Origin of the sequence: Pseudomonas psychrophila (genome assembly GCF_001043005.1) — a bacterium.
Lineage (GTDB): Bacteria > Pseudomonadota > Gammaproteobacteria > Pseudomonadales > Pseudomonadaceae > Aquipseudomonas > Aquipseudomonas psychrophila.
Genome location: NZ_JYKZ01000001.1, coordinates 1,035,559 through 1,059,605, shown reverse-complemented (window position 1 = coordinate 1,059,605; position 24,047 = coordinate 1,035,559). Strand labels below are relative to the sequence as shown.

Here is a 24,047-nt window from a genome sequence, read left to right as displayed (position 1 = left end):
CCATTTTGCGTGATTAGTGCAGCAGGCTCAGGTTGAGCGTGCGGCTGAGGTATTCGGCGGCCAACTGGCCGCGAACGCTGTTGCCTGCCACATCCAGCGGCGGAGCAAAGGCAGCGATGGCGCATACGCCGGGAACCACCGCGAGAATCCCGCCACCGACCCCGCTTTTACCCGGCAGGCCGACCTTGTAATACCAGTCGCCTGTGGTGTCATACAGACCATTCAAGGTCATTTCGGAGAGGATGGGCGCCACGTGTTTGGCTGCCACTACTTGCTTGCCCGTAATCGGGTTGACGCCGCCATTGGCCAGGCACGCGCCCATGGTCACCAGGTCATGGCAGGTAATCGCTACCGAGCATTGACGGGTGTACACATCGCACACTTGCATGGGGTCGGCGTACATGTAGCCGTAACTTTGCAGCAGCCAGGCAATGCCGCGATTGTGTTGATTGCTGCTGGCTTCGGATTGATATACCTCGTCGTTTACCGTTAATTCACGCCCGGCAAAAGCGTTGTAGGTGGCCTGTATCTGGTCCCAGCGAGCTTGGGCAGAATCGGCCTCAACCAGGCTGACAGTGGCCATCGCGCCTGCGTTCACAAAGGGGTTGAGGGGGCGGCCCTTGTGCAGTTCCAGGGCAACCACCGAGTTGAATGGCTCACCGGTCGGGTCGCAGCCGATCTTGCTGCGCAAGGCCTGTGGACCTACCTCATCGAGCACATGGGAGAGGGTAAATACTTTGGAAATCGACTCGATGGCGAAGGCGTAATCCGTGTCGCCTACCTCGGCATGGGTGCCATCACAGAACATGATGCTGATGCCGAACAGATGGGATGGCACTGAGGCCAAGTAAGGAATGTAGCTGGCATTCTTGCCGTGCTGATTACTTGAATACCGTTGCAGTGCCTGCTCCAGTGCCTGTTTGACCGTGCTGTCTACGGTCGTGGGTCTTTGCTTCATCGCGCTCGCTCCGTGAGTACTTCCAAGAAACGGAACTATAGATCGGAAAATGCACGGTGGTCGGAAATCGGACAGCAGACTCAAAATGCTTGTCTATGCTGGCTTGGCGAAGGCTAAGTCAAAGTGAATAAAACAGACCCTGCATTACTCAAGGAGAGTTCTTATGGCGCTGCACCGCATCAAGCACAAGTCGGCCACCGATCCTGTTTTTGGTTCTTCTGAACTGGCTCACGCCGCTGCGACCAAGGGCTTCCCGGAGGCGGAGCAGTCGCCACGAGATGTTTATCAGTTAGTCCACGATGAGCTGTACCTGGATGGTAACGCCCGCCAGAACCTCGCCACTTTTTGCCAAACATGGGAAGAGGATGAAGTTCACAAGCTGATGGACCTGTCGATCGACAAGAACATGATCGACAAGGACGAATACCCGCAATCGGCGGAACTGGAGAACCGTTGCATCCATATGCTGGCGGATCTATGGCATTCCCCGGCGGCGGCCACCACCCTCGGCACGTCAACTGTGGGTTCCAGTGAAGCCTGCATGCTCAGTGGTCTGGCTGCGTTGTGGCGCTGGCGTGCGGTGCGCAAAGCGGCTGGCAAGGCTACGTCTACCCCGAATATGGTGTGCGGTCCGGTGCAAGTTTGTTGGCACAAGTTTGCCCGTTACTGGGACATAGAAATTCGTGAAGTACCGATGTCCGAAGGGCATTGGTTCATGACGCCTGAGGACATGCTGGAGCGGGTCGATGAAAACACCATCGTGGTGGTGCCGACCTTCGGCCAGACATTTACGGGTCTGTATGAAACCGTAAAACCGTTGTCCGATGCCCTGGACGATCTGGAAAAAAGCAGCGGCCTGAGTGTCGATCTTCACGTCGATGGTGCAAGTGGCGCGATGCTGGCGCCGTTTTGCGCACCGGACATTCTTTGGGACTTTCGTGTACCGCGGGTCAAGTCCATCAGCACCTCCGGGCACAAGTTCGGCCTGGCACCGATAGGCGCGGGTTGGGTGGTTTGGCGCGATGCGAAGGAACTACCGGAAGGCCTGATTTTCCATGTGAACTACCTGGGCGGCGACATGCCGACTTTCGCCCTGAACTTTTCGCGTCCGGCCGGGCAGATCATTGCCCAGTACTACAACTTCTTGCGCCTTGGGCGTGAGGGGTATGAGCGTATTCATTCGGCGTGCTACGAGACAGCACAATTCCTGGCGCGAGAGCTGGTCAAGATCGGACCGTTCGAGATGCTCTACAACGGCGATCCGCAATTGGGGATTCCGGCGCTGACCTGGCGTTTAAAGCCCGGTGCGAAAACCAATTACTCTCTGTATGACCTGGCCGATCGCCTGCGCATACGCGGTTGGCTGGTGCCCGCGTACAGCTTGCCTGCCAATGTAGAGAACGTGGTTGTGCAGCGGATTCTGGTAAAGCAGGGGATGTCGATCGACATGGCCAAATTGTTGCTGGCCGACTTTGTGCGGGATATTCAATTCTTCGAAGAGCATCAGCCCCACGGCTTTAAAGGCCGTGAGGCCGAGGCTGGAAACCACGCAGGGCGCTGATTACGCGGCTCGGTAGTCGTACTTAGTGCAGTTTCAGACGCGGCTCGGTGCCGCGTCCGATTCTGCTGCCAAGCATTAGCATCAGCGTGCGGAATGTGCCGTACAGCGCCATCTGGTGCATGCGGTACAACGAGATATAAAACATCCGCGCCAACCAGCCTTCCAACATGACAGTGCCCATCAGGCTACCCATCAAGTTACCCACAGCCGAAAAACTCGACAGTGAAATCAATGAGCCGTAATCACGGTACTTGTAGTCTGGCAGCTGCGATGAGCCTTCAATCCGCAGCTTCAGCGACTTGGCCAGCAGAGACGCTTGCTGGTGAGCGGCCTGGGCGCGAGGTGGAACCATTTTGTCGGTGCCCGGCTGCGGGCAGGCCGCGCAATCACCGAAGGCAAAAATAGTGTCATCGCGGGTGGTTTGCAGGGTAGGGCGCACAACCAGTTGATTGATGCGGTTGGTTTCCAGGCCTGCGATTTCCTGCAGAAACCCCGGGGCACGGATACCGGCCGCCCATACCTTCAGGCTTGCAGGAATCACCTGGCCGTCCTTGGTAATCAGGCTTTCGGCGGTGACTTCGCTCACCGCAGAGTTGGTCAGGACCGTCACCCCGAGTTTTTCCAGGGTTTTATGCACAGGCCCGCCAATCCGTTCCGGCAGTGCGGGCAACACCCGTGGTCCTGCTTCAATCAGGGTGATGTGCATGTTTTCAGGCTTGATGCGATCCAGACCGTAAGCCGCCAGTTCGTGCGCGGCATTGTGCAGTTCAGCAGCCAGCTCAACCCCGGTGGCGCCAGCGCCAACAATGGCAACACTGATCTGCTCGAGCACATCGCTTTGCCCGGCGTGAGCGCGCAGGTAGTGATTAAGCAATTGCTGATGAAAGCGCTCGGCCTGCTTGCGGGTGTCCAGGAACAGGCAATGTTCAGCCGCGCCCTTGGTGCCGAAATCATTGGTAGTACTGCCTACGGCAATCACCAGTGTGTCGTAACTCAGATCCCGGGCAGGCACCAACTCTTGACCGTTTTCGTCGAGGGTTGCCGACAATGATATCTTTTTCAGCTCACGATCCAGCCCGCTCATGCGTCCCAGCTGAAACTGGAAATGGTTCCACTTGGCTTGAGCGACGTAGTTGAGTTCGTCTTCCGATGAGTTCAGCGAGCCGGCAGCGACTTCATGCAGCAGCGGTTTCCAGATGTGGGTCAGGTTGGCATCGACCAGCGTGATGCTGGCCTTGCCGCGCTTGCCCAGTGTCTTACCCAGGCGGGTCGCCAACTCCAGGCCGCCGGCGCCGCCGCCGACAATAACAATACGATGGGTCATGGATATCACTCACAAGGCTTGAAAAAAATTCTGTGCCTGACCTTACCCGGGCGAGCGCAATGCAGCTCATAGCACCAGGTAACTCAGGAGGCGGCTCAAAAGGCCCATGCCGATGACCACGATCACCACCATTGCAAGGAGCAGCCAGGGCCTGAAGGGCCGGCGCTCAACCTGATGTTGTGGCAGTTGCAGGTACTCTTCGACATGCTTCAGATCATCTGGGTTCAGGCGGCTGGGCATATTTTTGGCCTCGTCAAATAGACGTTGCAGGATGTGTAAAAGCTACAGCATGGATCAACCGGGATTAAAAGAAGCATAGCCGTCAGACCCCAATGGCTCGACCCGCAGTTCGTCGTCTAGACGAATGATCCCGCTTTCGATTACCCGGGCCGTGATGCCTCCGTGGCCTCGTACTGCCTGGAATGTGCCCCGACCCAGGCGCTGTTCCAGTCGTGCACAAGGCTGGCACCAGCCTGTGGTTTCAAAAATGGCCTGGCCAATCCTGAAACGTCGGCCCTTGAGGCTGAACAGGTTGATCCCGCGAATAACCAGATTGCGTCGTAAATCCTGGGCCACTACCGGCTGATCCTCGGAGCGCCCCAGCAGTGAGTTGATGACGGCCAGGTGCTCCCATTGAATCAGCGTCACTTGTCGGGCGTTGCGGGCGCCTGGTCGTGCATGATCGCCCGTCAGTCCGGCTTCGCGGCGAGCTTCTACGGCGTCGAGTTCAAGCATGTCGGCGCGTGACTCGGGGCGCACGCCAATCCAGCACACACGACCGGTTTGCGGGACCTCGGCAATCAGTTCATGCAGTGGGCTCACAGGCTGATACCGACATCGAAAATAATGCTGCGCCCCAGGTTGTTGCGTAGAAAGTCCGGCGCATCCGGTTGGGCAAACAATACGCGGGCAAAGGTCGGTCCCACCAGTGACAGCGAGCGCCAGCCCTGGCGCAAATATTCCGTCGGTGGCGGAAAGTGGCTGTTGAGGTCGAGTACTTCGCGCTTGAGACTGGAAAACGCAATGATGTCCAACTGCCCCAAGTCGATATCGCGCTCTTGGTAGTTCTTGGCTTTTTTATGCAGGGTAGGGCCCAGGCGCTGCAATAGTTTGGTCGCCGGAATCCGCTTGGGTCGCGCCTCGCGTCGTACCAACTGGCTCAAGGAGTAAGCACTGCGTCGACGCTGAAGCTCTTCACGCCATTCGTCGTTCAGACGCCTGCCCTCATCGAGCACAAAAAACACTTCAAAGCGCGCATCGCCAAACAGCACGTCGGGTGGCTCCTGGCTTGCCTGGATGAAGTCTTCGTTGTGATAGGGAATGTTCAAGCCTTGCAGCAGGCGCTGGCAAACCCAACGCTCACGCTCCCATTTGCGGGCATTGGATAAAAAGGCATTGGCTTGCTCGGCCTGGATGGTGAGCAAGCGTAAATAATCTGAGTCGTCCATGGACGCAGCTTAGCCTTGAAACAGGTGTTACTGAAAGTCCGGGTGTAGACTCATGCGCATCACGTACACAAGCATCAGGCACGGAGGGTTGAGCGGTGTGCATTAACAAGGCTGGGTTGGCGGCATGATCAGTGCGCAGGTGTTATCCATACACACATTGGTAATCGGCTGGCTGGTCTTTGTGCCCGTTGTGTTGTGGGCTATCTGGCGAACACCCTGGGTTGAGCTGTTTGCCGATGCGCGGCGTCAGCACCTGTTGTTTGGCACGGTCTTTTCGCTGTTTTTGCTATGGCTGGTACGACGAGACTTTGAGGGGGGCGTGTCTTATCACTTTATTGGCCTGACGGTGGTCACGTTGCTGCTCGACTGGCCGCTGGCGATTGTAGGAGCATTGATCGCGCAAGTCGGGCTGGTGTTGCTGGGCCGTCAAGATCTGGCGGCAATGGGCGTCAATGGGGTGTTGCTGATTCTATTGCCGGTTGCCGTGACTGAGTTCTGCGCGCGCATGGTCGAGCGAGCGCAACCCAACAATCCCTTTGTGTATATTTTTTGCTCAGGCTTTTTCGCAGCCGCCCTGGCGGCGTTGCTCTGTGTATTGGCGGTGCTTGGGGTCTTGTTGCTGGACGGGCTGTTCGTCATGCCGCAATGGCTGGAAGATTTTATTGGTTATCTGTGGCTGATCATCTTCCCCGAGGCGTTTATCAACGGGATGCTGGTCACGGCACTGGTGGTGTTCTGCCCTGAATGGCTTGAGACCTTCAACCGCACCCGCTACCTGGCGGCGCCGGGGAAGGATGATGGCCCCGAATAAATGGCCTTGCCTGTGGGAGCCGGGCTTGCCCGCGATGGTATCGCTGAGGTTTACCTGTCAGGCCGAGTTGCCTGAATCGCGAGCAAGCCCGCTCCCACGTTTTTAGTGCAGGCGTTCGCTCAGGTCCTCTGAAAACAGATCATCTTCAGCATCCGGGCTCACCGGAATCTTGTGTTCTTCGGATGCCCAGGCTCCCAGGTCAATCAGCTTGCAGCGGTCCGAGCAAAAGGGGCGGAAAGCGTTGGTGGTATCCCATTGCACGGCTGTGCCACACGTCGGGCAGTCGATGGTCATAGGTTTAGTCATGGTTGGCCTCCACGCAAAGTTAAATAAAAGTTATGCAGGCGTTCGACCTCAGTCTGCAACGCCTTCAGATCGTTGTCATTGACCAGCACATCGTCAGCGTGGCGAAGGCGATCTTCGCGACTGGCCTGAGCCTTGAGAATGGCCTGCACCTGCTGCTCGGTGGTGTTGTCGCGCAGTAGCGTGCGTTGAATCTGTACGGCTTGCGGCGCATCGATCACCAGCACGCGCTGGGTTGTCGTGTATTGCCCTGACTCGATGAGCAGCGGCGAGACCAAAATGGCGTAGGGCGATTGTGCCTGCGCCAGGTTGTTGGCGATCTCTTCACGAATCAGCGGATGTAGCAGCGCCTCAAGCCAGCGACGTTGCTCGGGGTCGGTAAAAATGAGGGTGCGCAACGCGCCGCGATTGAGCTGCCCATCCGCTTGCAGCACCTGCTCGCCAAAATGCTCCGCAATTTTGACCAGCGCCGGGCGCCCCGGTTCGACGACCCAGCGGGCAGCATGATCGGCGTCCACCACGTGTACGCCCAGCGCGGCAAAATGTTCAGCCGCAGCACTTTTGCCGCTGCCGATACCGCCGGTTAGCCCGAGAATCCAGGGTTTGGAAGGTGGAGTCATCATGTCAAACCGAAATCTGCCAGTAGAGGCCGGTTATTTGACCACCCCAGAGCAATGCAATCCAGCCGGCAATTGCCAGATACGGCGCAAACGGGATGGGGGTCGAGGTATTGGCTCGGCGCATGGCCAAAAGGCCCACCCCCACCAGCGCACCCAGCAACGAAGACAGCAGGATGGTCAATGGCAGCACTGTAAATCCGCCCCAGGCGCCCAGCATGGCCAGTAACTTGAAGTCGCCATAGCCCATGCCGTCTTTGCCAGTGATCAGCTTGAATATCCAGAACACCGACCACAGGCTTGCATAGCCCAGTGCCGCGCCCCACACGGCCTGCTCCAGAGTCGTGAACGTGGAGAAACTGTTCAGCAACAACCCCAGCCAGAGCAGGGGGAACACCAGAGAATCGGGCACGAGTTGATGTTCGATATCAATCAGGCAAATGGCAAGTAGCCCCCACGTCAGAAGGAGCATGCACCCCGCTTGCAGGCCAAAACCGAAATGCCAGGCAACAACCGCCGACAGGGCTGCGCAAGCCACTTCAGTCAGTGGATAGCGCACACTGATAGATGTTTTGCAGTGCGAGCATTTACCGCGCAAAAACAGGTAGCTGAGTAATGGAATGTTCTCCCAGGCGCGCAGTGAATGCTGGCATGCGGGGCAATGCGAGCGGGGCTGCATCAAGTTATACACAGGGCCCTGGGTGGGCGCGGGCAGATCCAGCAGTTCGCAGGCTTGGGACTGCCAGTCTTGTGCGAGCATTATTGGCAGACGCCACACCAGCACATTGATAAAACTGCCCACCAATAACCCGAGGATCAGCCCGCAGACGATGAACGCATCGGGGTGAGTGCTCAAAAAATCATTCATGCTCAGATCACTCGACCCAGGTTGAAAATGGGCAGGTACATGGCGATGACCAACCCGCCAACCATGACTCCAAGTACCACCATGATGACTGGCTCCATCAACGTTGTCAGGTTATCGACCAGGGTGTCGACCTCGCCTTCATAATAGGCGGCTACGTGGTCAAGCATGCTGTCCAGTGTGCCGGATTCTTCGCCAATGGCGGTCATCTGGATAGCCATGCCCGGAAATATACCCGCAACGCTCATGGCTAAATGGATCTGGCTGCCTGTCGCGACCTGTTGCTTGAGGCGCAGCACGGCTTCTTTGTACACGCTATTGCCCGTGGCGCTGGCCACCGAATTCAGCGCTTCAAGCAATGGCACGCCGGCAGTCAGGGTGGTCGACAGCGTTCGGGAAAACCGGGCCATGGCGGACATGTGAAGCAGATTGCCGATGACGGGCAGTTTTAAAAGCCATCCATCAACCCGTTGGCGCAGTGCGCTGGAATGTTTATAGCGATGACGCAAGCCGGCAAGGGTGGCGCCAAGTATTCCCAGCAGCCACAGACCGTAGGTTTGCAGCCCTTGCGAGAGGGCGATCACCCATAAGGTGAATGCGGGAAGTTGTGCGTCGAATGAGCGGAACACCCCCTGAAATTGCGGGACCACTTCGATCAACAAAATGCTGCATACCACCAGCGCCACCAGCAGTACCGCGATGGGGTAGGTCATGGCTTTTTTGATTTTCTTTTTAAGCGCTTCTGTTTTCTCCTTGTAGGTGGCCACTCGACGCAGCAACACGTCCAGGGCACCGGCTTGCTCGCCTGCTTCAACCAGGCTGCAAAACAGCGAGTCAAAATGTGCCGGCTTTTTGCGCAGCGCGGCTGTCAGGCTGATACCTGCGCTGATCTGCTGTTTAAGCTCGATTACCTGTTGGCGCATTGCCCGTTGTTCAAAACCGTTGGCAATAACCTCCAGGGCTTGAAGCAGCGGGATGCCAGCGCTGATCAGCGTGGCCAACTGGCGAGTGAACAGGGTGATGTCCAGCGCGGTGATGGGCTTTCCTGTGGGGGGTTCACTGTTTGCCTGACGCCGGATTTTACTAACGGTAATACCTTGGCGACCGAGTTGGACCCGGATCATGGCGTGGCTGTCAGCGGTTATCTGTCCGCTGATATGAGCCCCCTTCAGGTCAGAGCCCTCCCATTGGTAGAGCCTGTTTTTAATGGCCTGTATTGCCATGCATCCATCCCTGGAACGCTGAGCGTCCTGCTGTGTTGTGAGTCCAAAGACTAGATGCGTCGAGCCTGGGGCCGATCGGTTGAGCGTGTCCAAAGGTGTCAGTGATGCAGTTGTGGAGCATCGGCCCACTAACCTTGATAGCCTGTGCGCACTTTTTTGGCTGCACAGCACTGCTACGGCGCTTATCAGCGCCCCTTCTTCGGAGACTCCGCGTGAAACAACAAAAAGGCTTCACCCTGATCGAACTGATGATCGTTGTTGCGATTATTGGGCTGATCGCTTCGTTTGCATTCCCGGCTTACAACGATCACGTCATGAAGACCCGTTTTGCCGAAGTGAATGCAATCAGCAACACCTACAAGACAGCCGTTGCCCTGTGTTTCAGCAAGAGCAACGACTTGGCGGTGTGCGATGCAGGCACTAATGGCATCCCGGCTCCGGCCGAAGCCACTGACAACCTGGCTGCGGGCATGACGGTGATAGATGGCGTGATTACCATGGCCGGCACTCAAGCTGCCGGCGGCTGGGTCAGCGTATTGGTTCCGACATTGAGCGGTTCAGGCGCCACCCTGACCTGGACTCAAAACGGCACTTGCCTGGCCAGCGGTGCGTGTCAATAACCAGGGTTGTGGTAGCGCTCCCTGCGGTGCCCATTTGACGGACACCGCAGGTTTAGCCCGGTCAGCGGCTACAGTGCTTGGCGCTTTTGATGCAAACCAGCAGCAATGCGAATAAAGGCTTTGGTAGCAGGGGACGCCTGACGTTCATCCAGCACCGCCAACCCGACGCTGCGTGTCACGGGCGGGTCCAGCGGTTTTTTTACATAGCTGTCTGCGTGTAATAAACCACGCTCGGGCAGTGCTTGTTCCGCCAGAATACTGACCCCGTAACCCATCTCGACCATGGCCAGCGTGCTGATCAACTGGGCGCTGCGATGCAGCACGTTGGGCATCTGTTTTTGTGCTGAAAACAGCCGTTGCAACAACGGTCCGGAACCGGCCTCGGTCATGATGAAGGGGCCTTCGCAGAGGGTCGCCAGGGTCACACTTTGTTGCGTGGTCAACGGGTGATTGGCAGGCAACAGCGCCACCATTTGATCCTCGCAGAGTACAGTTGTGTCGAATTTGTCTTCGGGCAGAACCACGAACCCCACATCCACTCGACGCTCCTGAATCCAGCTGATGACCTCCTGGTCTGTCCCTTCGTCGATGCGTACTTCAATCCCCGGGTAGGTCTGGCGAAAGTGCTTGAGGATCCCGGGCAGCAACTTCATCGATGCAGAAGGTCCAAACGAACCGATCCGCAGTGTTCCGCGCTTCATCCCCCGGGCATCGGCGGCTTCCTGATACATGGTTTCGCATAGCCCCAGCATTTCGTGAGCCCGTGACAGCAGTTGCGCGCCGATATCGGTCAGTTCAACGCCCGCTTGATGGCGGTGAATCAGCTCAACTCCCATTTCCTGTTCCAGTGCCTTGAGCGCGTGGGACACCGCTGACTGGCTGATGCCCAGGCGCGTGGCGGCCAAGGTGAAACCACGCAGTTCGGCCACGCGGGCAAAAATTTCAAGTTGGGTAAACGTCATCAAGTTGCCTCATGAGCTTTTGCTCATTTCCTTATGAGTTCATATCTATCGGAGTATAGGCCCTCCCCCTCACGCAGACGCTCATCGCCATGCACACAACGTATGTACAGACTTGGTTCTCATCGAAAAACGCGGTCTACGCCAAGCTGGTTATGGTTTCGTGTTTATGGGGCGGAACGTTCGTCGCGGGGCGCTATCTCGCGGTGGATATGGCACCTCTATTGAGCGCTTGTCTGAGATTTTTACTGGCGAGTTTGACCCTGGTGCTGATGCTTGGTCTAAAGCGCAATTTGAAAATATCGCTGAGTGCAGGCCAGTGTCTGCACCTGGCGGCTCTCGGTTTTTTTGGGGTGTTTGCCTACAACCTGTTCTTTTTTTACGGGCTGCACTTCATCAGCTCATCGCGGGCTTCGCTGATCGTGGCGCTCAACCCGGCACTGATTGCGTTGACCGCTTTTGCAATCAGCCGCGAACGGCTGCGCCCGGTCAATCTGGCGGGTATCGTGTTGTGTATTGCGGGCGCCAGCACCGTGATTATCAGCAAGGGCACGGGTTCCATTGCCTCGGTGTCGGGTGCCTGGCGCGGTGATGTGCTGATTCTGGGCTGCGTGATGAGTTGGGTGATCTACAGCGTGTTTGCCCGCCGACTGGTCAGGGAGATAGGCCCGCTGCACACCGTGGCTTACTCGGTAATGGCAGGCACATTGATGCTGTTTATTGCCGCCATCGTTCAGGGCGATTTGAATCTGCCTGCGCTGTCCCATATTCAGCAAACACAGTGGCTGAGCCTGATTTACCTCGGCGTCTTGGGCTCGGCGCTGGCGTATATCTGGTACTACGATGGCATTCAAAAAATCGGCGTTACCCAGTCAGGTTCATTTATTGCCTTAAATCCGTTATCGGCGGTGGTGTTGGGAATGCTGGTCCTCGGCGAGCGTCTGAGCCTGGCGATGGTGCTGGGTGGCGTGCTGGCCATTACGGGGATTGTGCTGTGCAATCGCAGTCCAAGGCCTGTTTGACTGGCGGCCAACATTGACGTCCGAAAATGGCGAGAACCAGCAAAATGGCAGTGCTATTGTGCGGCTTATGAACTCAGATAACTGCCTGTCCACGCCCAGCATCGCCGCCTGCGAAATCGCTCGCTTGAGCCGCGATGCGCGTTTTGACGGGGTGTTTTTTACCGCGGTGATCAGTACTCGAATCTACTGCCGCCCGGTGTGTCCGGCGCGAGCGCCCAAAGCTCAAAACGTGGTGTATTACCCCAGCGCCGCAGCGGCTCAAGCCCAGGGCTTTCGCCCCTGTTTGCGCTGTCGGCCGGAACTGGCGCCGGGCAATCAACTGTGGCTGCAGGGTGAGCATCTGGTGGCGCGAGCGCTCAAGCTGATCAATGAGGGGTATCTGGCGGATCATTCGCTGGAGGGGCTGGCCGAGCGCATGAACATCGGTGCCCGGCAATTGCGTCGCTTGTTTGTCCAGCACTTGGGGGCGCCACCGATGGCGGTGCATGCCACTCAGCGCCTGTTGTTTGCCAAGCAACTGTTGACCGAAACCGACCTGTCGATCACCGAAGTGGCCATGGCTTCTGGCTTTGGCAGTCTGCGTCGTTTTAATGCGGCCTTTGCCGAGGCCAATCATGCAGAGCCCAGGGCCTTCAGGCGCAGCCCGAAGGCGCGTGCGGACAAGGCCCTGGTGTTGCGCCTGGGTTATCGCCCGCCTTATGACTTTGCTGCCCTGCTGGGTTTTTTGCAGACTCGCGCCTTGCCCGGTATCGAACAAGTCGACGGGCACAGTTATCAGCGGATTTTTGGCAAGGCGCACGCGCCGGGTTGGCTGCGAGTCAGCGCCTGGCCGGGGGAGCAGCATGCGTTGCAGCTTGAGCTGCGCAACGTAGCGCCTAGCCAGATGCTGGGCGTAGTCACGCGAATTCGGCGGATGTTCGATCTGGATGCCGACCCTTTGGCCATCGCCCGCACGTTAAGTCTCAGCCCGCTGCTGGCGCCGGTTATCGAGCGGTATCCGGGCCTGCGATTGCCCGGTGGCTGGGACGGGTTCGAAGTCGCGGTGAGGGCCGTGCTGGGGCAGCAAGTCAGCGTGGCGGCTGCGCGAACCCTTGCCAGTCGAATCGTGCAGCGCTACGGGATTGCCATTGAGGCGGGCGCAGGTTCGGGGCTGGATCGACTGTTTCCGGGGCCAGAGCAATTGGTCGACGCCGATCTTGGGCAAATGGGCATTACCCAGGCACGTATCAATACGATCCAGGGGATTGCGGGTGCGTTGATCGATGGCCGGGTCGATTTTGCCGTGGAGCAACCGTTAGAGCACTTCATCAGCCGCTGGGTGCAACTGCCCGGTATTGGCGAATGGACCGCCCACTACATCGCCATGCGCGTGCTCAAACACCCCGATGCGTTCCCGGCAGCAGACTTGATCCTGCGCCGCGAAGCCAACCCAGGCGGTGACCCGCTTAGCACCAAAGCGCTGCAGGCGCTGGCTGAAAGCTGGCGCCCGTGGCGGGCCTACTCAGTGATGTATTTATGGCGCGCAGCAACCGACTCGGCGGCTGCCCGCAAGGTATTAACATGACGACTATTTACTACGAAGAAATACCATCACCGATAGGCCCGCTGTTTTTGGTCGCCGATGATGAAGGGCTGCGTGAAGTGCGTTTCGAGCTGGATCGCCGGCCGCATACGCCTTTGGCCGGTTGGGTGCATTCACCCCTCAAACTCGCCGAAGTTCGCCGTCAGTTGGAGGAGTATTTTTCTGGCGATCGCCTGACGTTCGACTTGGCGCTCAAGCTGCTCGGTACAGAGTTCCAGCAGTCAGTGTGGCAAGCGTTGACCACCATTCCCTACGCGGTGACCACCAGTTACGGCCAGCTATCACAGCAAATCCACCGGCCCAAGGCATCTCGGGCTGTGGGGGCTGCGAATGGGCGTAATCCGATTCCGATCATCATCCCGTGCCACCGCGTGATTGGCAGCAACGGTACGCTGACCGGTTTTGCGGGAGGACTGGCGGCCAAGCAATGGCTGCTGGAGCACGAAATGAAGTGTCAGGGCTTTGCGCTGTCCTGAGCACGTTGCACTCAACCTGTGGGAGCAGGCTTGCTCCCACAGGATACAGAGCTGTTTAGAGGCTCAAGCGCATCGACAAATCCACCGCTTTGACATCCTTGGTCATGGCACCAATCGAGATGTAGTCCACGCCGGTTTCGGCAATAGGACGCAGGGTCGTCTCGTTGATACCGCCGCTGGCTTCCAGTTTGGCTTTCCCTGCGTTCAGACGCACCGCTGCACGCATATCGTCCATGCTCAACTCGTCCAGCATGATGATGTCTGCGCCTGCTTCCAGGGCCTCCTTGAGTTCGTCCAGGCTTTCGACTTCGATCTCAACCGGCTTGCCTGGGGCGATTTTATGCGCGGCGCTGATGGCTTGAGCGATACCGCCGCAAGCAGCGATATGGTTTTCCTTGATCAGAAAGGCGTCGTAAAGACCGATACGGTGATTGTGGCAGCCGCCACAGGTCACTGCGTATTTCTGCGCCAGACGCAGACCCGGTAGTGTTTTACGAGTGTCCAGCAGCTTGACCTGAGTGTCGGCCACTTGATCGGCCAAGTGTTGCGCGTGGGTGGCAACGCCTGACAACAGCTGCAGAAAGTTCAGCGCGCTGCGTTCGCCACTGAGCAGTGAGCGAGCAGGGCCTTCAAGGTGAAACAGCACTTGGTTGGGGCTCACGCGCTCGCCATCAACAACTTGCCAATGCACGGCAACCCGGGGATCAAGCTGGCGAAACACAGTATCGACCCAAGCTGTACCGCTGATGACAGCGGCTTCACGGGTAATAATCGTGGCTTTGGCCAAGCGTTCGGCCGGGATCAGCCGTGCAGTGATATCGCCGCTGCCAATGTCTTCGGCTAACGCACGACGTACGTTGGCTTCGATTTCGGCAGTGAGGTCGGCCAGGCGTAAATTCGGCATAACGAGCTCCACAAACAAAGTGCGCCGATTATAGGGCCATGCCACGGGGGAACCCAAGGTGCGCCGAAGCGTCGTAGGCAAATGCCTGCAATGTGCTTCTTTCGGCACTTTGAGCATTATTTCGGGCCCTCACTCACTCAAATGAAGAGTCCTCTGGTACAAGCGCCTTCTTTTGCAAGATAATCCGCCTTGCGATTGGCGCCATAGGTTTGACGTACAGCCATTGCCTTAAATTCGATACACCGGCCAGTGCATACGCCACTGCCGGCCTCTGTTTGTGAGTGTCAAAAATGGCTCTGACCACGAGCCTTCACTGGCAAGCGAAGAGACCCTTCAGGGAGACCAGGATGCAAAATGACGGGAAAGTGGGGCCTGCACACAGGATCACCACTGAGTGGGCGATGCACTCGCCGCTTGCCCGCCTGCCTGTGATCCTGCTGCAGGTTCATGACAAAGCCGCCCAGCAGCTCAGGACCGAGCTGCACGTGCTGTTCGACAATGCCGATGAAACCTTGTTTGAAATGGCCGACAAGGCGCAAGGCGATACTGAGCAGAGCCTGTTTTTTGAAGCCATGCGCGATGTGCGGCTCAAGCGCAAACACATTGAACGCGGTTTTCTTGAACACCTCTTTGAAGCCTTTGTCAGGCTGGCCCAACCAGAAAACAGTGAGCCCACGTTGCAGGGCGTTGTTCCGGCACAGGCGGCCTTTTCGCTGATGGCCGATGACCTTGAGCGCGCTCAAGTGACCAGTGCGATGGTGTCGCGGGTCCTGAACCACAACCAATTGGCCTTGTGCCAGTTGAGCACTCGCCTCAATACCCTCAGTTGCGTCCCCCTGGATGAGCACAACAATCCGCTGGGCCCGGCGAAGCTGTGCGAGTACTTTTTGCAGGCCGAGCGTGATCAGGGTGTGGACATCAAGGTCAAGCTCATCATGCTGCGCCTGTTCGAGAAGTACTTGCTCAGCCGGACCCAGCATCTGTACGCCGATGCCAACCAGCTATTAATCGCCACCGGTGTCCTGCCAGATCTGTCGGACAGGACTTCGTGTTGCGCAGTAAAAACCGATGCCCTTGCGCAGGACTCTCCCGGTACCAGCGAAAATGCTAGCAATCTCGTAGGGCTTTTATTCGATTACATCCGCGATGACCGAAACCTGTCACCCCCGTTGAGAAAGCTGTTGGGACTGCTACGCGAACCGATGCTGCAGATCGCCCAAAGCGATCAGAATTTTTTTAGCTGTGACAGCCACCCGGCCCGGCGCTTGCTCAATGTGATCGCTGGCGCCGCCATTGGCTGGGGCGCCAGCGCCGATGACTGCAACGACCTGCTGTATCGCAAAATTGAGCACGTGGTACTGCAACTGGCCCGGTATGCAGGCAATAATCCGGCACTGCTTGAATCCCTTCTGCATGACTTTTCGATGTTTACCCGCGGCGAATTCAGCCGCATCGAGTTGCTCGAGCAGCGCACCCGTGATGCCGAGCAGGCGCGCAGTCGCCCCAAACTTCAGCCCGCCCCGGTGCAGTCCCTGTCTTTACCCGCTCTTGATGAACAGGGACACCTGGGGTTGTTGCTGGTCAGCCAGTTGCGTATCGGGGCCTGGATCGAACTTCAGGAAGACGACAACACGCGACTGCGTTGCAAGCTGATCACGATCCTGGAACCCGAAGGTACGCATATTTTTGTCAATCGCCTCGGGGCCAAGGTGCTGGAAAAAAACCGCACCGATTTAATCGTCCAGCTGCGCAGCGGGACGGTTTTGCTGCTTGACGACCGACTATTGATCGACCGGGCCCTGGAGTCGGTAATAGACAGTCTGCGTCAGTCCGGCGCCGAGTAATCGGCTCGTAAGCAGATTGCTCCCCATCAGCGCGCTCATCGCGGCATACTGGGCCTTTGGTTTTGCCTGTTGAAGGAGCCTGTATGCAATTGGACCCCGCGAGCGGCTGGTTTCAAGGTGTGCGCCATTGTCCGTCACCCAACTTCAATGCGCGCCCGAGCGATGAAATCTCCCTGCTGGTCATCCACAACATCAGCTTGCCGCCGGGGCAGTTCGCCACCGGCAAGGTTCAGGAGTTTTTTCAGAACCGGCTGGACGCCACAGAACACCCTTACTTTGAAGGCATTATCGACTTGAGGGTGAGTGCGCATTTCCTGATCGAGCGTGACGGAGCTGTCACCCAGTTTGTCTCTTGTCTTGATCGCGCATGGCATGCGGGGGTTTCAAGCTTTGAGGGGCGAGAAACGTGCAATGACTATTCGCTGGGCATTGAACTTGAGGGCACCGACGAACTGCCTTTTACGGATGCGCAGTATCAGGCATTGACTGCCTTGACCCGGCAATTGCAGGCAGCTTTTCCCGCCATCACCTCGCACAGGATATGCGGCCATAGCGATGTTGCTCCGGGGCGCAAGACGGATCCGGGGCCGGCTTTTGATTGGATGCGCTTTCGCAGCGCGTTGCCGCACACAGGAGAGAGACAATGAGTTTTGTGGTGTTACTGCTGGCGATTCTGGTGGAGAAATTCTCGGGTTTGCGTCAGCGTCTGCAGCGTGACGGCGGCTGGCTGCGTGAGCTGCACAAGCTCGAATCCAGCCAGAGCCTGGGTAATAAACCCTGGTGGATACTCATCATCCTGATTGCATTACCCGCTGCAGTTTTGGGCATGCTGTTGGTGGTGCTGCATCCTGTGGCTTATGGCCTGCTGGCGCTGCCGATACACCTGCTGGTGGTGATTTACAGCTTGGGTCGCGGTGACTTGCTGGGCGGGCTCGGGCCGTTTCGTGATGCCTGGCGGCGTGGCGACTTGCAGGCGGCAGCCCATGTTGCCGAGCGCGACCTGGGCGTAAGCGCAGACAGCGGCGAGCAGTTGCTGGACAAGGTGCAGGGGCATTTGTTGTGGCAGGCCTACCAAAGCTTTTTTGCGGTGATTTTCTGGTATTTCCTGCTGGGGCCTGTGGTTGTCTTGAGCTATCGCCTGCTGGCCCTGGCGGCGGAACACAGCCAGAACCCGGCGCTGGTCGAGCGTGCCGAGCAGTTGCGCCATGCCTTCGACTGGTTGCCGGTGCGGCTGCTGGCGGCAAGTTTCGCGCTGGTGGGCAACTTCGCGGCGGTCAGTCGGGTGATGTTGCATGAGTTACTGAGCTGGGACATCAGCGCCGCGCAACTGATTAACAAGGCCGGCTGTGCTGCTGCAGAAATCCCTGCACCACAAGCCGGGCCTGAAGGTGTCACCAGTCTCGACACCCTCTGGGCCCTGCTGCTGCGCGCGGCGGTGCTGTGGTACGCGTGCTTTGCGGTGTGGGCGTTGCTGCTGTAGAGCAGCATTTCATCGCCGTGGCAGCGGGCTTGCTCGCGATTCAGACGACTCGGTGGGTCAGGGATACCCAGTCGATGCCATCGCGAGCAAGCCCGCTCCCACAAGGAATTCCACAGGTTTGTGCTCAGTGCGTCCAGCCAAAGACTTCGCAGGCATTGGCCGTGGTGGCCTCGGCCAATCGCTCGGGGCTGACACCCATGACCTCGGCCAGTGCCTGGCAAATATCGGGCAGGTGTTCCGGGCTGTTGCGCTGGTTGGGGTACATGGCAGGGGCCATGTCGGGCGAGTCGGTTTCCAGCACGATGGCCTCCAGCGGCAAGTCGACCATCACTTTGCGCAGGCGCAACGCCTGCGGCCAGGTGGCCGCGCCACCCAGGCCCAGCTTGAACCCCAGCTTGATGTATTCACGCGCTTCTTCGCGACTGCCTGCAAACGCATGAATAATTCCGCCGCGCTTTAGCCTGATGCGCTTCAGGGTCGCAATCACCTGCGCATGACTGCGGCGAACGTGGAGCAGGGCGGGCAGTTGAAAGTCGGCGGCCAATTGCAGTTGCGCTTCAAACAGCTGTTGCTGGCCATCGCGGTCGAGTTCGGGAAGAAAATAATCGAGGCCGATTTCACCCACTGCACACATTTGCGGATGCTGCGCCAGGCGACTCAGCCATTGCCCAAGCTCAATAACATGCTCAGGGCGATGGTCGTCGAGGTACACCGGGTGCAAGCCAAAGGCGGCATACAGCTGGCTGTCGGTTTGCACCAGATCCCACAACCGCTGCCAATTACTCTGATAGACCCCCAGCACCACCATTTGCTTGACCCCCAACGCTCGACTGCGCGCCAGTACCTGCGGGCGGTCAGCGTCAAAGTCCGGGAAGTCGAGGTGGGTATGTGAGTCGATCAACTGCATGCTCAGGCCTGATGGATGCGCTGTTTGAAATTACGTGCGATCGCATGAATACCGGGCACGTAGTTCTGCTCTTCAATGGCTGCCAGCGCCAGGTTCAGGGCTGTCTCGGCGATCAGTTTGTGTTGCTGGCCCATGGCATTGACGGGCAGCGGCAGGAAGTCCAGCAACTGTGTGTCACCAAAGGTGGCCAGGCGCAAGGGCGGGCGTTGGGTCGGGTGCTCCAGCAATGCGTCGAACATCCCCTGCAACAGCACGTATGAGGTCGTGATCAGCGCATCCGGGAAGTGCCCCTGACGAGCCAGCAACTCATCGATGATCCGGCGTCCACATTCGCGGCTGAAGGCCGCGCCGTGTTCAATCAGGACTTCGCCTGCAAACCCTTCGACAGCCTGTTTGAAACCGGCCTCACGGGCCTGACTGACGCTCAGTTCAGGACGGGCGCCGATCAATACAATCTGCCGAGGCAATGGCTGCAACAGGCTACGGGTCAATTGCAGGCTGGCTTCGCAGTCATCACTGATGACCGAGCAAAAACGCTCCGGCTCCATCGTCCGGTCAATGGCAATGATCGGCATGCCCAGGTCTTGCAGCTGGCGGTAGCTGTCATCTTCCTCGGGCAAGCAACTGGCCACGAACAGGGCGTCGCAACGACGGGCACGAAACAGCTTGAGCAACTGGCGTTCACTTTCCGGCGCATCGTCGGAGCTGGCGATCAGCAACTGGTAGCCTCGGGCGCGGGCGCCTTGTTCGAGTTGCTTGGCCAGGCGGGCATAACTCGGGTTTTCAAGGTCCGGGAGGATAAACCCCAAGGTACGCGTGTGCCGGCTGCGCAACCCGGCTGCTTGTGGGTTGGGGGTAAAGCCGTGCTCCTCGACTACAGCGCGTACGCGCTCGACCGTGCTGCTGCTGATGCGCTGCTGCTCGGCTTTTCCATTGATGACATAGCTGGCCGTGGTTACGGAAACACCTGCCAATTGAGCAATATCACTGAGCTTCACGCCGAAAATTCCTTATTTTTTGTAGTACATGTCGACATTTTGGCCAATCCTAACCGATAAAGGCAGCCGACCATCGTCTGCCCTTCGAGTACGGCCTTTTTTGCAACATCCGCCGCGAGCACCCATCAATACGACAAGTTGGACTTCAAGCGCGAGCAATTATGCAGTAACGTGCCGGGTATTATTGATTAAACGTTTCAGCAGACGTATTTAAAGGTGTTGGTCCCGGTAGCGATGTACTTGCCACACATCCACAGACACAGCCCGTGATGAGCAACCTAAGCTGACTTAATTCAAAACAATACCGGGTGCCATGGAGCACCGGAAAGGAGAACGCATGCTCGAGCTCACCATAGAGCAGATTTCCATGGGCCAGACGGCCGTGGACAAATCTGCGGCGTTGCAATTACTCGCCGATAAACTGGTTGCCGATGGCTTGGTGGCTGAAGGTTATCTGAGCGGCTTGCAAGCGCGTGAGGCTCAAGGTTCGACCTTTTTGGGCCAGGGCATTGCAATCCCCCATGGCACGCCTGAAACCCGCGAATTGGTGTTCACCACAGGGGTGCGTTTGTTGCAGTTCCCCGAGGGCGTGGACTGGGGTGATGGCCAGATGGTGTACCTGGCGATTGGCATTGCGGCCAAGTCCGACGAACACCTGCGGTTACTCCAACTGCTGACCCGTGCCCTGGGCGAAACCGATTTGGGCGAAGCCCTGCGCCGTGCCAGTTCCGCCGAAGCCTTGCTCAAATTGCTCCAGGGTGCCCCCCAGGAGCTGGCGCTGGATGCCCAGATGATTGGCCTCGGCGTGTCTGCGGATGATTTCGAGGAGCTGGTTTGGCGCGGTGCACGCCTGTTGCGCCAGGCCGATTGCGTGAGCAATGGCTTTGCCGCCGTACTGCAACAAGTCGATGCACTCCCGCTGGGTGATGGCCTGTGGTGGCTCCACAGCGAGCAGACGGTCAAGCGCCCGGGGCTCGCGTTTGTAACACCGGACAAGCCAATACGTTATCTGGGCCAGCCACTGAGCGGTCTGTTTTGCCTGGCCAGCCTGGGCGAAGCACATCAGGCTTTACTGGAGCGCTTGTGCGCGTTGCTGATTGCTGGCCGCGGTCATGAGCTGGGTCGTGCCACCAGCCGTCGTGCAGTGCTCGAAGTGCTGGGCGGAGAGTTGCCGGCGGACTGGCCGAGTGCCCGTATTACCTTGGCCAACGCCCACGGCTTGCATGCGCGCCCGGCCAAGGTGCTGGCGCAACTGGCGAAAAGCTTTGAGGGTGAAATCCGCGTCAGAATCGTCGACGGGCAGGACTCGGCAGTCTCGGCCAAGAGCCTGAGCAAATTGCTGAGCCTGGGCGCCCGTCGCGGCCAGGTGTTGGAGTTTATTGCCGAACCAAGCATCGCCAATGACGCATTGCCCGTACTGTTGTCGGCTGTCGAAGCCGGTTTGGGTGAAGAAGTCGAGCCACTGCCGACTCTGGTCGAAGCGGCGCCGAGCGTGGCTGAAATTGCCACGCTGATCACCGCTCCGGCTGCCGGTAGCATGGTCCAGGCCATCGCGGCCTCGCCCGGCATTGCCATTGGCCCGGCTCACATTCAAGTGCTGCAAACCTTCGACTACCCGTTGCGTGGCGAGTCATCAGTGGTTGAGCGCGAACGCCTGCAAAAAGCCTTGAACGAAGTGCGTCAGGACATCGAAGGCCTGATTTCGCGCAGTCAGTCCAAGGCCATTCGTGAAATTTTCATCACTCACCAGGAAATGCTCGACGACCCGGAACTGACCGACGAGGTCGATTCGCGCCTCAAGCAGGGCGAAAGTGCTGAAGCTGCCTGGATGTCCGTGATCGAAGCCGCTGCGCATCAGCAAGAGTCCTTGCAGGATGCGCTGCTGGCTGAGCGTGCGGCTGATTTGCGTGATATCGGCCGCCGCGTATTGGCGCAGTTATGTGGCATCGAAACCCCGGCAGAACCCGATCAGCCTTATGTGCTGGTGATGGATGAAGTGGGCCCGTCGGACGTCGCGCGCCTTGATCCGGCCCGGGTTGCGGGTATTTTGACTGCCCGCGGCGGTGCCACTGCCCACAGCGCCATTGTTGCGCGTGCACTCGGCATTCCGGCGTTGGTAGGGGCGGGGGAAGCCGTGTTGTTACTGGCGCCAGGCACTCAGCTATTGATAGATGGCCAACGCGGTCGTTTGCACGTTTCTCCGGATGCCGACGCCTTGCAGCGCGCCACGCAGGAGCGCGACAGCCGCGAGTTGCGTTTGCTGGCCGCTTCAGCCCAGCGCCATGAGCCAGCTGTGACGCTGGACGGTCACGGGGTTGAAGTGTTTGCCAATATCGGCGAAAGCAAAGGCGTCGCCAGTGCAGTCGAACAGGGTGCCGAGGGCATTGGCCTGTTGCGCACCGAGCTGATATTCATGGCCCACTCCCAGGTGCCGGACGAGGCTACTCAGGAAGCGGAATACCGTCGCGTGCTGGATGGTCTGGCCGGGCGGCCCCTGGTGGTTCGCACCCTGGACGTGGGCGGCGACAAGCCGCTGCCGTACTGGCCGATCGAGAAAGAAGAGAACCCGTTTCTGGGCGTTCGTGGCATTCGTCTTACGCTGCAACGCCCGCACGTTATGGAAAGCCAGTTGCGCGCTTTGCTGCGCTCGGCAGACAACCGCCCTCTACGCATCATGTTCCCGATGGTGGGCAGCGTGGCCGAATGGCGCGCCGCCCGTGACATGACCGAGCGTCTGCGACTGGAAATCCCGGTGGCCGATTTGCAACTGGGGATCATGATCGAAGTGCCTTCTGCCGCCTTGCTGGCCCCTGTACTGGCCAAGGAAGTGGATTTTTTCAGCGTCGGCACCAACGACCTGACCCAATACACCCTGGCCATCGACCGTGGTCATCCGACCTTGTCGGCTCAGGCAGACGGCCTGCACCCGGCGGTGCTGCAACTGATCGACATCACCGTACGTGCCGCCCATGCCCACGGCAAATGGGTTGGGGTGTGCGGCGAATTGGCGGCCGACCCGCTGGCGGTGCCCGTACTGGTTGGCCTGGGCGTGGATGAACTGAGCGTTTCGGCGCGCAGCATTCCTGAAGTCAAGGCACGGGTACGGGAGTTGAGCATGGATCGCCTCAAAACCCTGGCCGCGCAAGCTTTGAGCGTTGGCAGCCCGGATGAAGTTCGTGCATTGGTGGAGGCGCTCTAATGGCCAGAATCCTGACCATCACCCTCAACCCGGCACTGGACCTGACCGTGCGTCTGGGGCATCTGGAACCGGGCGAGGTCAATCGCAGCCCGATGATGCTGACCCATGCGGCGGGCAAGGGCGTAAACGTTGCGCAAGTGCTGGCGGACCTGGGCCACACACTGACGGTGAGCGGCTTTTTGGGCGAAGACAATCAACAAGCCTTCGATGCGTTGTTCAAACGCCGGGGCTTTGTCGATGCATTTGTCCGCGTCCCCGGTGAAACCCGCAGCAATATCAAACTCGCTGAAGACGATGGCCGCGTTACAGACCTGAACGGGCTCGGGCCGCGGGTCAGCCAGCAGGCGCAGCAGGCCTTGCTCGACACACTTGAGCGTATTGCCCCCGGCCATGATGCAGTGGTCGTGGCCGGCAGCTTGCCCCAAGGCGTGAGCCCGCAGTGGCTGCACGCTCTGGTGCTGCGCTTGAAGGCTCTCGGTTTGAAAGTGATTCTGGACACCAGTGGCCAGGCCTTGAAAGAAGCATTGGCGGCTGGCCCCTGGTTGATCAAACCCAATACTGAAGAGCTCAGTGATGCCTTGGGTTGCGATATCAGCAGCCTTGAGGCCCAGATCTCAGCCGCCACCCGTTTGCAGGCGCTGGGCATTGAGCACGTGGTTATTTCCCATGGTGCTGACGGTGTGAACTGGTTCAGCCACGCCGAGGCCTTGCAGGCACTGCCGCCCAAGGTCAGCGTAGCCAGCACGGTGGGGGCGGGTGACTCGTTGCTCGCGGGCATGGTCCACGGTTTGCTCAGTGGCCACAGCCCCGAAAAGACCTTGCGCACCGCCACTGCCATTGCGGCGATGGCAGTCACCCAAATCGGTTTTGGTATCAGCGATGCGGCGCACCTGGCGCAGCTCGAAAGCGGCGTTCGCGTTCGCCCCCTGACAAAAGAATAAGAGGG

24 protein-coding genes are annotated in these 24,047 nt (G+C 58.5%); 11 read left to right on the top strand and 13 right to left on the bottom strand.

Translation table 11 applies throughout. The features are described from left to right. Positions 1 to 13 precede the first annotated feature (13 nt). Entirely contained in the window at positions 14 to 958 is a 945-nt protein-coding gene (gene glsA, locus TU76_RS04900; protein ID WP_048351183.1) for a glutaminase A, read from the bottom strand. A 163-nt stretch (positions 959 to 1,121) separates the two neighbouring features. On the opposite strand from glsA, the gene gad reads away from it, so the two are divergent. Continuing rightward, positions 1,122 to 2,519 (top strand): glutamate decarboxylase, encoded by a 1,398-nt coding sequence (gene gad / locus TU76_RS04895; RefSeq protein ID WP_019823973.1) that lies wholly within the window; start codon positions 1,122 to 1,124, stop codon positions 2,517 to 2,519. Between the two features lie 22 nt (positions 2,520 to 2,541). Here the strand turns inward: gad and TU76_RS04890 are convergent, their stop codons facing one another. The 4 genes from TU76_RS04890 to TU76_RS04875 form a co-directional block, all read right to left on the bottom strand. Beyond that, positions 2,542 to 3,843 carry an NAD(P)/FAD-dependent oxidoreductase gene (locus tag TU76_RS04890; protein WP_019823970.1) on the bottom strand — a complete coding sequence of 434 codons (1,302 nt, stop codon included), beginning with the start codon at positions 3,841 to 3,843 and terminating at the stop codon, positions 2,542 to 2,544. Positions 3,844 to 3,909: 66 nt separating this feature from the next. Further along, positions 3,910 to 4,083, bottom strand: coding sequence for a DUF3094 family protein (locus TU76_RS04885; RefSeq protein WP_019823968.1), 174 nt, complete (start codon positions 4,081 to 4,083; stop codon positions 3,910 to 3,912). Between the two features lie 54 nt (positions 4,084 to 4,137). Beyond that, positions 4,138 to 4,665: an MOSC domain-containing protein gene (locus TU76_RS04880; RefSeq protein ID WP_019823965.1), complete on the bottom strand. Its 528-nt coding sequence runs from the start codon at positions 4,663 to 4,665 to the stop codon at positions 4,138 to 4,140. After that, on the bottom strand, positions 4,662 to 5,291 hold the full coding sequence (locus TU76_RS04875) for a DUF1780 domain-containing protein (RefSeq protein WP_046810282.1): 630 nt from the start codon (positions 5,289 to 5,291) through the stop codon (positions 4,662 to 4,664). The genes TU76_RS04880 and TU76_RS04875 overlap by 4 nt, the downstream gene beginning before the upstream one ends. Positions 5,292 to 5,415: 124 nt before the next feature. On the opposite strand from TU76_RS04875, the gene TU76_RS04870 reads away from it, so the two are divergent. Then, positions 5,416 to 6,102 carry an energy-coupling factor ABC transporter permease gene (locus TU76_RS04870; protein ID WP_019823961.1) on the top strand — a complete coding sequence of 229 codons (687 nt, stop codon included), beginning with the start codon at positions 5,416 to 5,418 and terminating at the stop codon, positions 6,100 to 6,102. A gap of 102 nt (positions 6,103 to 6,204) precedes the next feature. Here the strand turns inward: TU76_RS04870 and yacG are convergent, their stop codons facing one another. The 4 genes from yacG to TU76_RS04850 are packed head-to-tail and all read right to left on the bottom strand — an operon-like array spanning position 6,205 to position 9,110. Next, positions 6,205 to 6,408 (bottom strand): DNA gyrase inhibitor YacG, encoded by a 204-nt coding sequence (gene yacG / locus TU76_RS04865; protein ID WP_016779444.1) that lies wholly within the window; start codon positions 6,406 to 6,408, stop codon positions 6,205 to 6,207. Then, positions 6,405 to 7,028 (bottom strand): dephospho-CoA kinase, encoded by a 624-nt coding sequence (coaE, locus tag TU76_RS04860; protein ID WP_019823957.1) that lies wholly within the window; start codon positions 7,026 to 7,028, stop codon positions 6,405 to 6,407. Before coaE ends, yacG begins: the two co-directional genes overlap by 4 nt. A gap of 1 nt (position 7,029) precedes the next feature. Then, complete coding sequence (locus TU76_RS04855; protein ID WP_162837098.1) at positions 7,030 to 7,896, bottom strand: prepilin peptidase; 867 nt, start codon at positions 7,894 to 7,896, stop codon at positions 7,030 to 7,032. Continuing rightward, positions 7,893 to 9,110, bottom strand: coding sequence for a type II secretion system F family protein (locus TU76_RS04850; RefSeq protein WP_048351182.1), 1,218 nt, complete (start codon positions 9,108 to 9,110; stop codon positions 7,893 to 7,895). Before TU76_RS04850 ends, TU76_RS04855 begins: the two co-directional genes overlap by 4 nt. Before the next feature lie 212 nt (positions 9,111 to 9,322). Between TU76_RS04850 and TU76_RS04845 the strand changes: the two genes are divergently transcribed. Continuing rightward, positions 9,323 to 9,730, top strand: a complete 408-nt coding sequence (locus TU76_RS04845) for a pilin (RefSeq protein ID WP_019823951.1) — start codon at positions 9,323 to 9,325, stop codon at positions 9,728 to 9,730. A gap of 68 nt (positions 9,731 to 9,798) precedes the next feature. On the opposite strand, the gene TU76_RS04840 is transcribed toward TU76_RS04845, so the two are convergent. Further along, entirely contained in the window at positions 9,799 to 10,692 is an 894-nt protein-coding gene (locus tag TU76_RS04840) for a LysR family transcriptional regulator (RefSeq protein WP_048351181.1), read from the bottom strand. A gap of 89 nt (positions 10,693 to 10,781) precedes the next feature. On the opposite strand from TU76_RS04840, the gene TU76_RS04835 reads away from it, so the two are divergent. From TU76_RS04835 to TU76_RS04825, 3 genes are all read left to right on the top strand, one after another. After that, on the top strand, positions 10,782 to 11,711 hold the full coding sequence (locus TU76_RS04835) for a DMT family transporter (RefSeq protein WP_048351180.1): 930 nt from the start codon (positions 10,782 to 10,784) through the stop codon (positions 11,709 to 11,711). Positions 11,712 to 11,778: 67 nt separating this feature from the next. After that, positions 11,779 to 13,275, top strand: coding sequence for a DNA-3-methyladenine glycosylase 2 (locus tag TU76_RS04830; protein WP_048351179.1), 1,497 nt, complete (start codon positions 11,779 to 11,781; stop codon positions 13,273 to 13,275). Further along, positions 13,272 to 13,769, top strand: coding sequence for a methylated-DNA--[protein]-cysteine S-methyltransferase (locus TU76_RS04825; protein ID WP_019823942.1), 498 nt, complete (start codon positions 13,272 to 13,274; stop codon positions 13,767 to 13,769). Before TU76_RS04830 ends, TU76_RS04825 begins: the two co-directional genes overlap by 4 nt. Before the next feature lie 55 nt (positions 13,770 to 13,824). Here the strand turns inward: TU76_RS04825 and nadC are convergent, their stop codons facing one another. After that, positions 13,825 to 14,673: a carboxylating nicotinate-nucleotide diphosphorylase gene (nadC, locus tag TU76_RS04820; protein ID WP_048351178.1), complete on the bottom strand. Its 849-nt coding sequence runs from the start codon at positions 14,671 to 14,673 to the stop codon at positions 13,825 to 13,827. 347 nt (positions 14,674 to 15,020) lie between these two features. Between nadC and TU76_RS04815 the strand changes: the two genes are divergently transcribed. The 3 genes from TU76_RS04815 to ampE all read left to right on the top strand — a co-directional run bounded on the left by TU76_RS04815 (position 15,021) and on the right by ampE (position 17,997). Further along, positions 15,021 to 16,517, top strand: coding sequence for a DUF1631 family protein (locus TU76_RS04815; RefSeq protein ID WP_019823939.1), 1,497 nt, complete (start codon positions 15,021 to 15,023; stop codon positions 16,515 to 16,517). 83 nt (positions 16,518 to 16,600) lie between these two features. Further along, positions 16,601 to 17,164: a 1,6-anhydro-N-acetylmuramyl-L-alanine amidase AmpD gene (gene ampD / locus TU76_RS04810; protein WP_019823937.1), complete on the top strand. Its 564-nt coding sequence runs from the start codon at positions 16,601 to 16,603 to the stop codon at positions 17,162 to 17,164. After that, complete coding sequence (gene ampE / locus TU76_RS04805) at positions 17,161 to 17,997, top strand: regulatory signaling modulator protein AmpE (protein ID WP_048351177.1); 837 nt, start codon at positions 17,161 to 17,163, stop codon at positions 17,995 to 17,997. Before ampD ends, ampE begins: the two co-directional genes overlap by 4 nt. 124 nt (positions 17,998 to 18,121) lie before the next feature. On the opposite strand, the gene TU76_RS04800 is transcribed toward ampE, so the two are convergent. Together TU76_RS04800 and cra are read right to left on the bottom strand one after the other, a co-directional pair. Then, entirely contained in the window at positions 18,122 to 18,904 is a 783-nt protein-coding gene (locus TU76_RS04800; RefSeq protein ID WP_048351176.1) for a TatD family hydrolase, read from the bottom strand. A 2-nt stretch (positions 18,905 to 18,906) separates the two neighbouring features. Continuing rightward, entirely contained in the window at positions 18,907 to 19,902 is a 996-nt protein-coding gene (cra, locus tag TU76_RS04795) for a catabolite repressor/activator (RefSeq protein WP_019823931.1), read from the bottom strand. A gap of 337 nt (positions 19,903 to 20,239) precedes the next feature. Between cra and ptsP the strand changes: the two genes are divergently transcribed. Both ptsP and pfkB read left to right on the top strand, forming a co-directional pair. Further along, positions 20,240 to 23,101, top strand: coding sequence for a phosphoenolpyruvate--protein phosphotransferase (ptsP, locus tag TU76_RS04790; RefSeq protein ID WP_048351175.1), 2,862 nt, complete (start codon positions 20,240 to 20,242; stop codon positions 23,099 to 23,101). Continuing rightward, entirely contained in the window at positions 23,101 to 24,042 is a 942-nt protein-coding gene (gene pfkB, locus TU76_RS04785; protein ID WP_048351174.1) for a 1-phosphofructokinase, read from the top strand. Before ptsP ends, pfkB begins: the two co-directional genes overlap by 1 nt. Positions 24,043 to 24,047: the final 5 nt, after the last annotated feature.

What these genes read in the sequence shown, in the direction of transcription:
- TU76_RS04800 (WP_048351176.1), bottom strand. Translation starts at nt 18,904, where the DNA reads ATGCAGTTGATCGACTCACATACCCACCTCGACTTCCCGGACTTTGAC.
- pfkB (WP_048351174.1), top strand. Translation starts at nt 23,101, where the DNA reads ATGGCCAGAATCCTGACCATCACCCTCAACCCGGCACTGGACCTGACC.
- TU76_RS04825 (WP_019823942.1), top strand. Translation starts at nt 13,272, where the DNA reads ATGACGACTATTTACTACGAAGAAATACCATCACCGATAGGCCCGCTG.
- gad (WP_019823973.1), top strand. Translation starts at nt 1,122, where the DNA reads ATGGCGCTGCACCGCATCAAGCACAAGTCGGCCACCGATCCTGTTTTT.
- TU76_RS04890 (WP_019823970.1), bottom strand. Translation starts at nt 3,843, where the DNA reads ATGACCCATCGTATTGTTATTGTCGGCGGCGGCGCCGGCGGCCTGGAG.
- ptsP (WP_048351175.1), top strand. Translation starts at nt 20,240, where the DNA reads ATGCTCGAGCTCACCATAGAGCAGATTTCCATGGGCCAGACGGCCGTG.
- coaE (WP_019823957.1), bottom strand. Translation starts at nt 7,028, where the DNA reads ATGATGACTCCACCTTCCAAACCCTGGATTCTCGGGCTAACCGGCGGT.
- TU76_RS04870 (WP_019823961.1), top strand. Translation starts at nt 5,416, where the DNA reads ATGATCAGTGCGCAGGTGTTATCCATACACACATTGGTAATCGGCTGG.
- TU76_RS04850 (WP_048351182.1), bottom strand. Translation starts at nt 9,110, where the DNA reads ATGGCAATACAGGCCATTAAAAACAGGCTCTACCAATGGGAGGGCTCT.
- TU76_RS04815 (WP_019823939.1), top strand. Translation starts at nt 15,021, where the DNA reads ATGCAAAATGACGGGAAAGTGGGGCCTGCACACAGGATCACCACTGAG.
- ampD (WP_019823937.1), top strand. Translation starts at nt 16,601, where the DNA reads ATGCAATTGGACCCCGCGAGCGGCTGGTTTCAAGGTGTGCGCCATTGT.
- TU76_RS04835 (WP_048351180.1), top strand. Translation starts at nt 10,782, where the DNA reads ATGCACACAACGTATGTACAGACTTGGTTCTCATCGAAAAACGCGGTC.
- glsA (WP_048351183.1), bottom strand. Translation starts at nt 958, where the DNA reads ATGAAGCAAAGACCCACGACCGTAGACAGCACGGTCAAACAGGCACTG.
- TU76_RS04830 (WP_048351179.1), top strand. Translation starts at nt 11,779, where the DNA reads ATGAACTCAGATAACTGCCTGTCCACGCCCAGCATCGCCGCCTGCGAA.
- yacG (WP_016779444.1), bottom strand. Translation starts at nt 6,408, where the DNA reads ATGACTAAACCTATGACCATCGACTGCCCGACGTGTGGCACAGCCGTG.
- TU76_RS04875 (WP_046810282.1), bottom strand. Translation starts at nt 5,291, where the DNA reads ATGGACGACTCAGATTATTTACGCTTGCTCACCATCCAGGCCGAGCAA.
- TU76_RS04840 (WP_048351181.1), bottom strand. Translation starts at nt 10,692, where the DNA reads ATGACGTTTACCCAACTTGAAATTTTTGCCCGCGTGGCCGAACTGCGT.
- ampE (WP_048351177.1), top strand. Translation starts at nt 17,161, where the DNA reads ATGAGTTTTGTGGTGTTACTGCTGGCGATTCTGGTGGAGAAATTCTCG.
- nadC (WP_048351178.1), bottom strand. Translation starts at nt 14,673, where the DNA reads ATGCCGAATTTACGCCTGGCCGACCTCACTGCCGAAATCGAAGCCAAC.
- TU76_RS04885 (WP_019823968.1), bottom strand. Translation starts at nt 4,083, where the DNA reads ATGCCCAGCCGCCTGAACCCAGATGATCTGAAGCATGTCGAAGAGTAC.